Source organism: Rathayibacter sp. VKM Ac-2805, assembly GCF_009834265.1.
GTDB lineage: Bacteria > Actinomycetota > Actinomycetes > Actinomycetales > Microbacteriaceae > Rathayibacter.
Genome location: NZ_CP047185.1, coordinates 394,749 through 407,966, shown reverse-complemented (window position 1 = coordinate 407,966; position 13,218 = coordinate 394,749). Strand labels below are relative to the sequence as shown.

Sequence of the window (13,218 nt, the reverse complement as noted above, 5' to 3'; positions counted from 1 at the left end):
GCGGGGGCCGCGGGACCGCGGCGCCCACCGGGGTCGATGCGTCACGAACGGTCGTCACGGGCGCGGGAGAGGGGCCGTTCGTGACGCATCGATCCCGAGGGGGCGGGGGTGGGAGGGCGAGCGGGCGGCGCTAGACGCGCACGGGTGCGACGGAGGCGCGGCGGATCAGCCGCGTCTCCAGCTCCATGCGGGTGGCCGAGGCGCCCGAGGCGAGCGGGGTCGCCGACCGGTGCGCCTGGTGCAGCATCCGGAAGGCGATGGCGCCCATCTCGCCGATGGGCTGCTGGATCGTGGTCATCGGCGGGGTCGCCCAGGCCGACTCCTCGACGTCGTCGAAGCCGATGACGCTGAGGTCGCGGGGGATGCGGAGGCCGGCGTCGTCGGCGGCCTCGTAGACGCCGAGCGCCATCACGTCGGAGCAGGCGAAGAAGGCGGTCGGCGCGGCGGGCTCGGCGAGCATCAGCCCGGCGGCCTCGCGGGCCAGCTCGCGGTCCCAGTCGCAGTAGGCGACGCGCGGATCCTCGACTCCGGCGGCGCGGAGCGCGGTGGTGAAGCCGTCGATCCGGGCGCTGCTGTAGAGCTGGGTGCGGGTGCCGCCGAGGACGCCGAAGCGGGTGTGGCCGGCGTCGAGGAGGTGCTCGGCGGCCATGCGGCCCCCGTCCCAGTTGGTCGCGCCGACGCTCGCGACGTCGGCCGGCGGCCGCGTGCTGGGGTCGACGACGACGACGGGCAGCTCGGCGGTGGTCAGCAGGTGCAGCTGCGCGGCCGAGACGTTGACCAGCACCACGATGGCGCCGAGCGAGGGGCGGCGGAGGAGGCGGCTGATCCAGGCGCCGTCGTCGCGGGCGCGGGTGAGCACCAGGTCGACCCCGGCGGCGGAGGCCTCGGCCTCGATGCCCTCGAGGACCGGGCCGATCCAGGTGCCGCCGATGTGGCCGACGACGACGTCGACGATCTGGGCGGAGTGCGGATCCTCGACCGGCGGGCGCAGGCGCGGACGGCGGCGGTAGCCGAGCGCGTGCGCCGCCTCCATCACGCGCAGACGGGTCGCCTCCGAGACGTCGGTGCCGCCGTTGAGCACCTTCGAGACGGTGGGGACGCTGGTCCCGGCGCGCTCGGCGATGAGCGCCATGGTCGGGCGGGTGGTCGCTCCGGAGACGTCGTCGTGGTCGGGCATGTGCTCACCGTAGCGGATACCGACTTTCGCAACTGGACAGGCGCGCGGATGGCTTGCTCCCGCCGGGAACCGCGGTGCATGATGGTCGGACGCCGGGGCTCCCGCGCAGAAGTTGCGCAAGTCCTGTTCGATGACGAACCGCGGAGCGATCCGCCCGCACGTGAGGACGACGATGACCGACCACTCCCCGACCACTCCCGGCAAGACGGCCCTCGTCGTCCGAGGGGGCTGGGACGGCCACCAACCGGTCGAGGCGACCGAGCTGTTCCTGCCGTTCCTCCGCGACAACGGCTACGACGTGCGCGTCGAGGAGTCGACCGCCGTGTACGCCGATGAGGCCTACATGCGGACGGTCGACCTGATCGTGCAGTCGAACACGATGACCTCCATCCAGTGGGAGGAGTTCCTGGGCCTCCGCGCGGCGGTCGAGCGCGGCACGGGCCTCGCCGGCTGGCACGGCGGGATCGCCGACTCCTACCGCGACAACTCCGACTACCTGCAGCTGATCGGCGGCCAGTTCGCCTCGCACCCCGGCAAGCACCCGGACGAGCGCACCGGCGAGCAGTCGGACAACTACATGCCGCACACGATCGAGATGACGGCCCTCGCCGCCGACCACCCGATCACGCAGGGCATCTCCGACTTCGAGCTGGTCACGGAGCAGTACTGGGTGCTGCACGACGACTACAACGACGTGCTCGCCACGACCACGCAGGCCGTCCGCCCGTGGGACCCGTGGAAGCGCCCCATCACCTCCCCCGCGATCTGGACCCGCCTCTGGGGCGAGGGCCGCATCTTCGTCTCGACGCCGGGCCACCGCGTCGAGATCCTCCAGGACGACAACGTCCGCACGATCATCGAGAGGGGAATGCTGTGGGCGTCCCGCTGAGAGTCGGCATCATCGGCGTCGGGAAGATCAGCGAGCAGTACCTCGCGAACCTCCCGACCTTCCCCGGCCTCCGCCTCGTCGCGGTCGCCGACCTGAACCAGGAGCGGGCGCAGCAGGTCGCCGACGAGCAGGGCGTCCGCGCCCTCACCGTCGACGCGCTGATCGACGACCCGGAGATCGACGCGGTGCTGAACCTCACGATCCCGGCGGCGCACGTCGAGATCGGCACCCGCGCCCTGAAGGCGGGCAAGCACGTCTTCGCCGAGAAGCCGCTCGGGCTGAACCCGGCCGAGGCCGCGCCGATGCTCGACCTCGCGGACGAGCTGGGCCTGCGCTTCGCGAGCGCCCCGGACACGGTGCTCGGGACCGGCGTGCAGACCGCGCGCCTCACCCTCGACTCCGGCGCGATCGGCACCCCGATCGCCGCGCAGGTGCACTGGGCCGCTCCCGGCCACGAGCGCTGGCACCCGGCGCCCGAGTTCTACTACCAGCCCGGCGGCGGCCCGCTGCTGGACATGGGCCCGTACTACCTGACGGCGCTCGTGCACTTCTTCGGGCCGGTCGTCCGCGTCACGGGCCTGGCCAACCGCTCCGACCGCCCGCGCACGATCGAGACCGGGCCGAAGGCGGGCACGCCGATCGAGGTGACGATCGACACGCACATCACCGCGCTGCTCGAGCACGCGAGCGGAGTCGCCACGACCGTCACCGTGAGCTTCGAGGTCTGGCGCAGCCGGGCCCCGAAGTTCGAGGTCTACGGCACCGAGGGCACCATCTCGGTCCCGGATCCGAACATGTTCTCGGACCCGGTCGAGGTCGCCGTCCGCGACGAGGACTGGCGGGTCGTCCCCGACTCCGCCGGCGTGATCGACACCGGTCGCGGAGTGGGACTGGCCGACCTCGCAGAGGCGATCGCGGAGGACCGCCCGCACCGCGCCTCCGGCCGCGTGGCCCTGCACGTGCTCGAGATCATGGACGCCGTGCTCCGCTCGAACGAGGAGAAGGCGGTCGTGACGATCGCGAGCACCGCCGAGAAGCCCGACGTGATGCCGCTGCGCACGGCCGGCTCGATCGGCGCCTGACAGCGCCGGGGGGCGACGACGGGAGGCGGGGGATCGCCGCCAGCGCGTCGCTCCCCGTTCGGGGGTGACGGCGGGGCGCGACGCCGTAGACTCGGCGGATCGACGGTCCTCAGCCGCCGTCGCACGCGGAGGGGGATCGGCCGTGGCAGTCGGCTTCCGGCGGAGCGGTGAGCTCCGTGCCCTCACGCGCCCCCGGCTCCGGGCGGTCGGCGACCCGCTCTCCCCCGAGGACCACCGCTCCCGGCTGTCCGGCTGGCTCGGCATGCCCGGCGGGCCGGGTCTCGTGCGCCCCTCCGCCCTCGCTCCGGCGTGGGAGGCGCCCCTGCTCCGGCTCGTGCGCGCCGGAGCGCCGGCGGAGGACCTGCACGAGGCGACCACCGGCTCCCCCGAGGGCTCGCGCCTCGCGGCCGTCGTCGAGCTCGTCCGCGACGCCCTTCACTCCGCGGACGACGACCGCGCTCTGCGGCTCACCGGCTGGCTGGTGCGCATCCGCTACGACCCGTCGGCCGACTCCTTCCTCCGCCGCTACGGGATCGCGCTGACCGTCCGCCTGCCGCTGAGCGGCGGCCTCGACGTGGAGGTGCCGCTCGACGCCCCGGCGCTGCGCCTGCTCTACGCCGAGCTGGCAGCACCGATGGATCCGGCCGCGGCGGTCGTGGCGGTCGAGACCCTGGAGCCGTCGACCCTCGCGGCGTCGACGCTCGCCTCCCTCTACTCCGCCCGCCGCCGCTGGGGCGACGTGGCCGAGTTCTCGGCGCCCGTCGAGAACGTGGACGCCGCCTCCGCCGCGGTGCTCATCCGCCGCGGCGTCGCTCTCCGCGAGCTCGGCCTGATCGAGGGCGCCCTCGAGGCGTTCGACCGCGTGGTGCGCCCGACCGTCACCAGTGCGCGGCCCGTGGAGCTGCGGGCGGAGGCGCTGCTCGAGCGCGCGAGCACGCTCCTCTCGGACGGGCGCACGGCTCCGGCTCGGCGCGATCTGGAGCGCGTGCTCTCCCGCTACCCGGACAGCGCCGCGGCGCACGAGCTGCTGGCGGTCACCGGGCGCTGACGCGACGGAGGGGCGCACCCTCTGCAGGATGCGCCCCTCCGGGGAGTGCGTCGGCTCAGTGCGTCGGCTCAGGGCGTCGGCTCAGCCCTCGGCCTTCGAGGGCTTGCCCTCGGCGGGCAGGACCTCGTGCGGGGTGTCGCGCTCGTCCTCGCCCTCGGCCTGCGACGGCTTGTCGGACTGGTCGTCCGGGTCCTCGACGGGGCTCGGGGTCTGGTCGCTCATCGGAGTCCCTCCGGCTCGTCGGACGTGGCGGACGGCTCGGGGTGCGCCTCGAACTCCATCCAGGCGCGGTCCAGATCGGCCTGCGCCGACTCGGGCTCGCTGGCGAAGTAGCCGTCGTAGATCGCGCGGCCGCCGTGCTCGGGCAGGTCGTCGCGACCGCCGAAGGCCTGCGCGAAGCGGCCGACCTCGTCGTCCCTCTTCTGCTGATCCCGCAACCAGGCGGGGAAGGTCTGCGTCATGGTGACACCTCTCTCTCCTGCCCTCCAGCCAATCGCCCGCCGCGGATCCGGGCAAGCCCTTCCGCCGCGGGCCCCGAGGGGCCAGGCTCCGCCCTGGAGAAGCGGCGCTCCGCCCTCTAGAGGACATGTCCGCTACAGGGCGCCCCCGCCCCCGCCGCGGAGGAGAGCCGGCCCCTAGCGTGAGCCCGTGACCGACCCCGCTTCTCCGCGCCCCGCCCGCACCGCCGCGGGTCTGCGCCGCACTCTGCTCGCTCTGACCGCGACCGTCGCGCTGCTCGCCGGCACTGCGGCCCCCCTCGCCTCCGCCGAGCCGGACCCGGTGCCGGTCGGGAACGACCACCTCGCCAACGGCGTCGCCGCCTGGGGGCGCTACCTCAACGGGGAGTGGGACGTGCCGGCGGGCATGTCCGACCTCACGGACGTCGCGAGCAGCTACAGCCACACCCTCGCGCTCCACACCGACGGCACCGTCGAGGCCTGGGGAGCGGATCTGGAGGGCGAGCGGGACGTGCCGGCCGGGCTCCGCGAGGTGACCGCGATCTCGACCGGGTACCTCCACAGCATCGCCCTCACGATGGAGGGGACGGTCGTCGCGTGGGGCGACGACCGCCGGGGCCAGACCGACGTCCCGGCCGGACTCGGCGGCGTGACCGCCGTCGCCGCGGGCAGCTACCACACCCTCGCTCTGCGGGGCGACGGGACCGTGGCGGCCTGGGGCTCCGATCAGTTCGGAGCGACCGACGTGCCGGCGGGTCTCTCCGGAGTGGTCGCGCTCGCCGCGGGCGGCTGGAACAGCCTCGCGCTGCGCGCCGACGGGACGGTCGTGGCGTGGGGCGGCGACGACAGGGGCGCGTACACCGCCCCAGCAGGCCTCCGCGACGTCGTCGCCGTCTCGGTCAGCTACTCCCACAGCCTCGCCCTGAAGCGGGACGGCACCGTCGTCACCTGGGGCGACCCCGCCGACTCCGGCTTGCCGCGGGTCCCCGCCGATCTCGGCGGCATCACCGCGATCGCCGCCGGCATCGGCTTCAGCGTCCTGCTGACGTCCGACGGCACCGTCGTCTCCCTGCACCCCGACGGCGACACGGAGCTGGACGTCCCGGCCGGGATCACCGGCGCCACCGGCATCGCGGTCGGCTTCAACCACGCCTTCGCGATCGGCCCGCTGCCGACCCTCACCGCCGACACCGCCGAGACGCTCGTCAAGACCGGGACCCGCTACTCCGCGACCTTCACGGCGTCCGGCCCGGCTGCGACCTTCGAGGTCTCGTCCGGCGCCCTTCCCGCGGGGGTGGCCCTCTCGCCGGAGGGCGTCGTCTCGGGCAGGCCGACCACCGCAGGCGACTCCACCTTCACGGTGAGCGCGCGGAACGCGTACGGCACCACGGCCGGCGTGCCGCACACGGTCACCGTGGTCCCCGCGAACACCCCGCCCGTCGTGACGGTCGCCTCCGCCACCGACGGCGCCTCCTACGAGAAGGGCTCGGAGCCGAGGGCCGCCTGCGCGATCACGGATGCGGAGAGCGGAACGTTCAGCGAGGAGGCCGTCGTCACCGGCACGCTCGTGAACGGCCTCGGCACCCGCACGGCGACCTGCACCTGGACCGACCCCGGAGGACTGACCACGACCGCCGCCGCGACCTACCGGATCGTCGACACCGGCGTCCCCACCATCGCCGCGACGACCGCGCCGACGGCTCCGAACGCCGCGGGCTGGTTCCGCTCCCCCGTCTCCGTCGGCTTCTCCTGCGCCGACGGCAGCGGCTCCGGGATCCGCAGCTGCACCCCCGCGCGGATCCTGCGCGAGGGCCCCGGCCAGAGCGTCACCGGCACCGCCGTCGACAACGCGGGCAACCGCGCCACGACGACCCGCAGCGGCATCGCCATCGACACCACGAAGCCGCAGCTCTCGTTCACGTCGAGGCCCGAGGGGTCCTACCCCTTCGGCACCGTGCTCCCGGAGGCGCGCTGCCTCGCGGACGACGCGCTCTCGGGCCTCACCGGCGACTGCGTGATCACGGGCGGCGGCCGCTCCGTCGGACCGCACGTGTACCGGGCGACCGCGACCGACCGGGCGGGCAACGTCTCGACCCTCACCGCGTCCTACACCGTGACCCCGTGGACGATCGGCGGGCTCAGCACCTCGGTGAAGAGCGTGGCCGCCGGAGCCGCGACCGGCATGACGTTCCAGGTGACCTCGACGTCCTCCGCGGGAACGTTCCGCCACTCCGCCCTCGCCGACGTGCGCAGCGTCACGCAGAAGCAGACCTCCTGCACCGCCGGCGCCGTCCTCACCGGAGCGCCGACGACCACCCTGACCGGACGCCTCCGCTACGACACCGCGACGAACCGCTACGTGAAGGCGTGGACGGTGCCCGCGAAGCGGGGCACCTGCTGGACGCTGACGGTCACGACGGCGGACGGCAGCACGGGGAGCGCCCGGTACTCGGTGAAGTAGCGGCGCCGGACGGCCGCCGCGGTCCGGTCAGGCTCCCGCCGCGGCGTACCGCTCCGCGAGCACGCGGAACGCGGCGGCCAGCTCGGGCGGCTCGGCCCCGGCCATCGGAGCGTCGAACCGGCCGAACGACGCGGCGAGCGCCTCCCACGACCAGGCGCCGAGGGCGAGTCGGCAGCCCGCGTCGCCGAGGTCCTCCACCTCCCCGTCGCCCGCGTAGGGCAGGACCTCGGCGGCGGGCGCCTCCAGCACCACCGAGCCGCGGCACGGCCACCCCTCCCCGGGCGCTCCGCCGCGGAACCGCGCCTCCAGGAACTCGGCGGGACTCCCGACCGGCAGCGCCCGGCGGCGGAAGCGGGCACCGCGGGGCGAGCGCGGCTCGAGCCGGTCGACGCGGAACACCCGCCAGTCGTCGCGGTCGAGGTCGAAGCCGATGAGGTACCAGCGGCCCTGACGCGCGACCAGGTGGTGGGGCTCGACGCGGCGCACCGCCTCCGCGTACGCGAAGCGGAGCACCTCCGAGGCCCGGACGGCCGCCGCGACCGCGACCAGCCGCTCCGGAGGGACCGCGGGGGCCGGCGCCGCCGCGACCGTGAAGCGCAGCGCATCAGCTCGGGGCCGGAGCCGGGCGGGCAGGACCTGCCGCACCGTCGCCAGCGCACGGGCCGACGCCTCCTCGAGCCCCGCGATCGGCGCGCGCAGGGCGGCGGTGAGGGCGAGCACCTGCTCGTCGTCGAAGAGCAGCGGCGGGAGCTCGGCGCCGGCCTCGAGCCGGTACCCGCCGTCGGGGCCCTTCGCCGCGTCGATCCGGTAGCCCATCGTGCGGAGTCGGTCGACGTCGCGACGCACCGTGCGCGGCGCGATCCCCAGGCGCTCGGCGAGCACTCCGCCCGGCCAGTCGCGGCGGGTCTGCAGGAGGGAGAGGAGCAGGAGGAGCCGCTCGGTCGTCGTGGGCACGTCCCGAGGGTATTCCGAGAAGAGGACCGTCACCGTCCTCTTCTCCTGGGAGCGTCGGGGCACCGGGTGATCGACCCGGCACGACTGCGAGGAGCGCACCATGAGCATCACCACGACGACCCACCTCAACTTCCGCGGACAGGCCCGCGAGGCGCTGGAGTTCTACGCCTCGGTCACGGGAGGCCGGGTCGACGCGATGTCCTACGCGGACGCGAACGCTGTCACCGCGCCCGACGAGGCCGACCAGCTGATGTGGGGCCAGGTCGTCTCCGAGGCCGGCTTCCGCGTCATGGCGTACGACGTCCCCGCGCACACGGCTTACGACCCGGGCACGATCCCGGTGTTCGTGTCGCTGCGCGGCTCCGACGCCGACGAGCTGCACCGCCTCTGGGACGGCCTCTCGGAGGGGGCGGCGGTCGTCGTGCCCCTGGCCCCGGCGGCCTGGTCGCCCCTCTACGGGATGCTGCGCGATCGCTTCGGAGTGACGTTCGTCGTCGACCTCGAGGTCGCCTGGGGCTGAGGCCCGCGGGCTCGGCGGCGGGGCGCGTTGCACTGCGGACGCGCCGGCCGCCGACTCGGTACGCTCAGCACCGGATCCGGTCGGAGGGACGCTGCATGCTGGAGACGATCTCCGAGGCTCTCTCGCTGGTCACCCTCCCCCTCGGCGTGCTGTTCCTGCTCGCCGCTTTCGTCGCGGCGCTGATCGACGGACGCTGGCTGACGACGACCGCCTACCTCGAGGAGGGTCCGCCCCTCGCGCTGCACTGGGTGACCCGGGCCGGCGAGGTCCGATCGCGTCCGCTGTCCGCCGGGGACCCGCTGACGCCGACGCGGTCGGACCAGCGGGAGGTGCACTACCGCGAGGAGGATCCGCACCGCATCCGCCTGCACCGGTGGAGCGACGCGGTGCGGGCGCTGCGCCTGACCGGCCTGATCCTGCTCGGGGCAGGCGTCGTCCTCGGGATCCTGTCGACGGCGCTGGCGGTCCTCGCCTAGGCGACCGGAGGACGCTCGCTGAGCCCCTCGGAGACGGCGGGTCGACGACTAGACTGAGCAGATGCGCAGTGCCCCCACTGCCGGGCGCCGACGTGGGCGTTCTGCACCCGTGTGGTGGTCGCTGACCCTGCTGATCCAGGGTGCCTTCCTCTTCCTGACCTTCTTCCAGCCGAGAGAGTGGCAGATCGCGTTCGCCTGGCTCCCGGTGGCGCCGGTCATGTCCGTCGTCCTCGTGCTGCTGACGCTCTCGGTCCTCCTCCGCTCGCGCGCGCCCTGGGTCCCGTTCGGCGGTGCGCTCGCGCTCGCGCTCGCGTTCGCGTTCGGGTTCGAGCCGCGGGTCTCCCTGGTGGGCCTGGTCCTCCTGATGACGGTCAGCGGTGCCGCGGTCTTCTCGACCATGACGATGAGAGCGGCCGTGGCGACCGCCTCGATCGCGGTGGCCGTCTTCGTGGCGGGGGTCGTCCTCGTGCGCGGAACGACCGTGTTCCATCTGATCCCCCTCCTGATGGCGACGTCGATGGCGATCGCCCTCACGATCGGGCAGCTGCTGACGGCACGGAAGCGGCTGCTCTCGGCCACCCTCCGGCGTGCCGCGGAAGCCGAGCGGACGCGGGAGGCGCTGGCGGCGACGCGGGTCGCGGAGCAGAGGCTCGCCACCGCGCGGGACCTGCACGACGCGGTCGGGCACGAGCTCGCCGTCATCAATCTCTACGCCCGGGTCGCGACCGAGGCCCTGGGCTCGGCTCCGGAGAACGCGAGGGACTCGCTGCTCCTGATCGAGCAGAGCGCAGCGCGCATCATGGACGAGATCCGCGAGCTCCTCAACGAGCTGCGCCGGAGCGACGCGCGCGTCCCTCCGACCGCGTCGATCCGGGAGACCCTCCCACGGCTGGCGGCGACCCTGTCCGCCGGCGGGCTCCGCGTCGAGCTCGAGCTGGCCGAGGATCTGCCCGACCTGTCCGCGGCGGTCGACGAAGCGGTCTACCGGATCGTCGAGGAGGCGCTGGTCAACGCCTACAAGCACGGTCGAGCCGGGGAGCCCGTCCGTGCCGCGATCACGGCCGGCCCGCTGTCGGTGCGCCTGGCGGTGACCAATCCCGTCACGGCCGTCGCGGCACCGGGAGCCTCCCGGGGCTTCGGGCTGCTCGGCGTCGAGGAGCGCGCTCGCGCACTCGGAGGGTCGTCCCGCTCCGCCGTGGAGGGCGGGGTCTTCGCGCTCCGCATCGACATCCCGCTGGGCCGCTCATGACGGGCGAGCCGGTACGGGTGGTCCTCGCGGACGACCAGGACCTGATCCGAGCGGGACTGCGCGCACTGCTGGCGCCCCGTCCGGACGTGGTGGTCGTGGGCGAGGCGAGGAACGGGATCGAGGCCGTCCAGCAGGTCGCCGCGCTCCGTCCGCACGTCGTGCTGATGGACGTGCGCATGCCCGGCCTCTCCGGGGTGGAGGCGACGGTGCGGATCAAGGCGCTGCCGGGTCCGTCGGAGACGCGCGTCCTCGTGGTCACGACCTTCGAGGAGGCCGAGGTGGCGCGCGCCTGCCGGGCGGCCGGAGCGGACGGCTTCATCGGGAAGGGCTTCTCGACGGACGCTCTGGTCCAGGCGATCCACGCCGTGGCCCGCGGCCGGGCCCCGGTCTCGCGCCGTGTCGCCCGGAGGGAGCCGGCGGAGCGGGGCGCACCGACGCTGGACGACATCGACCTCACGCCGCGCGAGCTGGGCATCGTCCGGCTGGCCGCCCTGGGACTCACGAACGACGAGATCGGGCGGCGGCTCGACATCTCGTCGGCGACGGTGAAGACCCACGTGCGGAACGCGATGAGGAAGCTCGGCTCGCACGACCGCGCGGGGCTCGTCGCCCTGGCGCACCGTCTCGGAGCGGTCGCCGACCTCCGCTCCGGACGGTGATCACGGGAACGGGAAGGAGCCCGGGCGACCGAGGTCGACCGGGCTCCTCACCGCAGGGGCCGGATCAGCCCTTGGTGAGCGCGGGGTAGGTCACGGTCTTGGTCTCCGTGACGGTCTTCCCGTCGATCACCGCGGTGACCACGACGCTCGCCTCGCCCGCCGCAGCGGTGACGCTGCGGGGAGCCGTGAAGGCCACCGTGGCCGACTTGCCGGGCTGCACCTTCTTGAACTCCTTCGAGCCGTAGTCGGTGTTGAACGCGACGTCGATCGGCACCGCCTCGTTGTTCTTGACGGCGACCGTGATCCGCGGCTTGTTCCCGACCGTCGTCAGCTTCGCGGTGAGGTCGACCTTCAGCGGGCGCACCGGCGGCGGGGTCAGGGCGAAGAGGCCCTTCTGCTTCGCCAGCGTGTAGTTCTCGCCGAAGACGTTGAGCTGCGCGATGCCGACGGGCGTGTTCTCGGTCGTGCCGAGGAGCCTGAGCCGGACGGCGTGGGTGAAGGTCCGGTCGAAGGTCTGGTACTCGGCCGTGTAGGGCGTGGTGTTCCCGCTCCGATCGACCAGCATCTTCCAGGTGTTGGCGTCGATGTCGCGGTACTCGAGCGTGTAGCGGATCGCGTTGTTCTTGGTGAAGTCGAAGCCGATCTCCTTCCAGTGGATCTGCAGGGCCGAGATGTGGAACGCGCTGGCGAAGCCCATGATGTACGTCGGGTTCGCGTCGTCGGCGGCGGGCTGCCACCAGGTCGCCAGCGTGCGGTCGCCGGCGTAGTAGGGCGTGCGGCCGGGGGAGAAGCTGCTGGCCCAGTAGGCGTTCGTCATCGTGCTGAGGTTGTAGAGGCCGAGATCGTCCTTCCCTCCGACCTCGCGACCCGGGGCCAGGCGAGGCGTGTTGGAGAGCCGGCAGCTGATCGTGCCGTCCTTCTCGACCGTGCAGATGTCCATTCCGAGGCGGCGCTCGAAGCCCTGCTCGTACGCGATGACGTAGGAGTAGAAGAACAGCAGGTGCCCGGCCTTGTCGACCACGAAGCCGCCGTGGCCGGCGTTGGGGTAGTCGGCCGAGTTGCCGAGGGCCTGCCCGATCGGGTTCGCCGCCTGCATCGTGTAGCCGCTCAGCGGCGACTTCGAGGACATCACTCCGGTCGCGTAGGTGGTGTGCTCGGTTCCACCGGCCGCGACGGAGAGGTAGTAGGTCGAGCCGATCTTGAACATCTGCGAGCCCTCGACCCAGCCCTGGGTCGAGTGCTGCTTGTTGTCGCCGAAGTGCAGCCACTCCTGCGCGGGATCGAAGTCCCAGAGGACGACGGGATCGGTGAGGATCTTCCGCGGGTCGTTCGCGTCGAGCTCGACGCCCATGATGGGCGCGCCGATGTTGTAGGTGAGGTACAGGCGGCCGTCGGTGTCGAGGAAGAACTGCATGTCCCCCGTCGCCAGCGGCGTGCCGTCGCGCTTGACGAATCCGCCGAGCTCGCTCCAGGGCCCGGTCGGGGAGTCAGCGGTGTACACCGGGCTGTTGTTGCCGATCATGTAGAACTTCGCGCCGACGTTGACCACCGACGGGGCCGTGAGGCCCAGGTTCATGTCGTGGTGCTCCCACGTGATGTAGTCCTTCGTCGACCACACGGCCTTGCTCTCGGGAGTCCCCGAGATGTTGCCCGAGGCGTAGACGTAGACCGTGTCGCCGATGGCGACCGGCGAGAAGTCCGCCGCCGTGCGGTAGCCGTTCTCCGTGAGCACCTGCAGCCCGCGCTTGGCCGCCCGGACCAGGGCGCGCCCATCGGCCTCGACCCAGGTCTCCTTGGCGAGCACCGCGGGCATGCCGGAGGAGTCCGCCACGCCCTCCTCCGTCGGCGCCAGCGGGCGGGGGGCCTTCGCGACCTCCATGAACGACAGGTTGATGGGATTGATGTACGTGTTCCGGATGTCGGCGCCGTCCAGCGGCACCTTCCCGGGCCTGCTCGCCGTCGCCATCCGAGCGGCGGCGGCGATCGCAGCGGCTGCCGCGACACCTCCGGGAGCGGCACTCGCTGCGGGGGCGAGTCCGCCGACTCCTGCGGCGACGGCCGCAGCCGCACCCAGCCCGCTGACCTGCAGGAAGCTGCGACGTCCCGTACCCGGCTTGTCCTGATCCACCATTGGATTCCCTCTCTGAAGGCTGCAGCTCTGCAGCCGCTGAACGATCGCCCTTGCCGCGCTCGTGCGCGACAACATCACCGGGCGACCGGATCGTCGTGTGAGTGGCGCCAGCTT

The 13,218-nt window shown here is 73.2% G+C and carries 13 protein-coding genes; 8 read left to right on the top strand and 5 right to left on the bottom strand.

Annotated elements, in window-relative coordinates; all coding sequences use genetic code 11:
* Nucleotides 1–130: 130 nt before the first annotated feature.
* Nucleotides 131–1,177: a LacI family DNA-binding transcriptional regulator gene (locus GSU40_RS01880; protein WP_160033308.1), complete on the bottom strand. Its 1,047-nt coding sequence runs from the start codon at nt 1,175–1,177 to the stop codon at nt 131–133.
* Between the two features lie 172 nt (nt 1,178–1,349).
* Between GSU40_RS01880 and GSU40_RS01875 the strand changes: the two genes are divergently transcribed.
* The 3 genes from GSU40_RS01875 (at nt 1,350) to GSU40_RS01865 (ending at nt 4,196) form a co-directional block, all read left to right on the top strand.
* Nucleotides 1,350–2,066 (top strand): ThuA domain-containing protein, encoded by a 717-nt coding sequence (locus tag GSU40_RS01875; protein WP_104224320.1) that lies wholly within the window; start codon nt 1,350–1,352, stop codon nt 2,064–2,066.
* Nucleotides 2,051–3,148 carry a Gfo/Idh/MocA family oxidoreductase gene (locus GSU40_RS01870; RefSeq protein ID WP_160033306.1) on the top strand — a complete coding sequence of 366 codons (1,098 nt, stop codon included), beginning with the start codon at nt 2,051–2,053 and terminating at the stop codon, nt 3,146–3,148. The genes GSU40_RS01875 and GSU40_RS01870 overlap by 16 nt, the downstream gene beginning before the upstream one ends.
* Nucleotides 3,149–3,290: 142 nt before the next feature.
* Nucleotides 3,291–4,196 carry a tetratricopeptide repeat protein gene (locus tag GSU40_RS01865; RefSeq protein WP_160033304.1) on the top strand — a complete coding sequence of 302 codons (906 nt, stop codon included), beginning with the start codon at nt 3,291–3,293 and terminating at the stop codon, nt 4,194–4,196.
* A gap of 81 nt (nt 4,197–4,277) precedes the next feature.
* On the opposite strand, the gene GSU40_RS01860 is transcribed toward GSU40_RS01865, so the two are convergent.
* Together GSU40_RS01860 and GSU40_RS01855 are read right to left on the bottom strand one after the other, a co-directional pair.
* Entirely contained in the window at nt 4,278–4,418 is a 141-nt protein-coding gene (locus GSU40_RS01860; protein WP_159940045.1) for a hypothetical protein, read from the bottom strand.
* A complete protein-coding gene (locus tag GSU40_RS01855; RefSeq protein ID WP_104227148.1) occupies nt 4,415–4,657 on the bottom strand; it encodes a hypothetical protein in 243 nt (80 codons plus the stop codon). The genes GSU40_RS01860 and GSU40_RS01855 overlap by 4 nt, the downstream gene beginning before the upstream one ends.
* 187 nt (nt 4,658–4,844) lie before the next feature.
* Here GSU40_RS01855 and GSU40_RS01850 point away from each other — a divergent pair, with 187 nt between their 5' ends.
* A complete protein-coding gene (locus GSU40_RS01850) occupies nt 4,845–7,115 on the top strand; it encodes a PxKF domain-containing protein (RefSeq protein WP_160033302.1) in 2,271 nt (756 codons plus the stop codon).
* 27 nt (nt 7,116–7,142) lie between these two features.
* On the opposite strand, the gene GSU40_RS01845 is transcribed toward GSU40_RS01850, so the two are convergent.
* On the bottom strand, nt 7,143–8,069 hold the full coding sequence (locus tag GSU40_RS01845; RefSeq protein ID WP_244229559.1) for a WYL domain-containing protein: 927 nt from the start codon (nt 8,067–8,069) through the stop codon (nt 7,143–7,145).
* A 100-nt stretch (nt 8,070–8,169) separates the two neighbouring features.
* Here GSU40_RS01845 and GSU40_RS01840 point away from each other — a divergent pair, with 100 nt between their 5' ends.
* The 4 genes from GSU40_RS01840 to GSU40_RS01825 all read left to right on the top strand — a co-directional run bounded on the left by GSU40_RS01840 (nt 8,170) and on the right by GSU40_RS01825 (nt 10,973).
* Nucleotides 8,170–8,589: a VOC family protein gene (locus GSU40_RS01840; protein WP_104224302.1), complete on the top strand. Its 420-nt coding sequence runs from the start codon at nt 8,170–8,172 to the stop codon at nt 8,587–8,589.
* Between the two features lie 95 nt (nt 8,590–8,684).
* The gene (locus GSU40_RS01835; protein WP_104267914.1) at nt 8,685–9,065 is read left to right on the top strand and encodes a hypothetical protein; all 381 of its coding nucleotides are present in this window, start codon (nt 8,685–8,687) and stop codon (nt 9,063–9,065) included.
* Between the two features lie 61 nt (nt 9,066–9,126).
* The gene (locus tag GSU40_RS01830) at nt 9,127–10,314 is read left to right on the top strand and encodes a histidine kinase (protein ID WP_160033300.1); all 1,188 of its coding nucleotides are present in this window, start codon (nt 9,127–9,129) and stop codon (nt 10,312–10,314) included.
* Between the two features lie 17 nt (nt 10,315–10,331).
* Nucleotides 10,332–10,973, top strand: a complete 642-nt coding sequence (locus GSU40_RS01825) for a response regulator transcription factor (protein ID WP_244229558.1) — start codon at nt 10,332–10,334, stop codon at nt 10,971–10,973.
* Between the two features lie 64 nt (nt 10,974–11,037).
* Here the strand turns inward: GSU40_RS01825 and GSU40_RS01820 are convergent, their stop codons facing one another.
* Nucleotides 11,038–13,104, bottom strand: a complete 2,067-nt coding sequence (locus GSU40_RS01820) for a family 43 glycosylhydrolase (protein WP_160033296.1) — start codon at nt 13,102–13,104, stop codon at nt 11,038–11,040.
* Nucleotides 13,105–13,218: the final 114 nt, after the last annotated feature.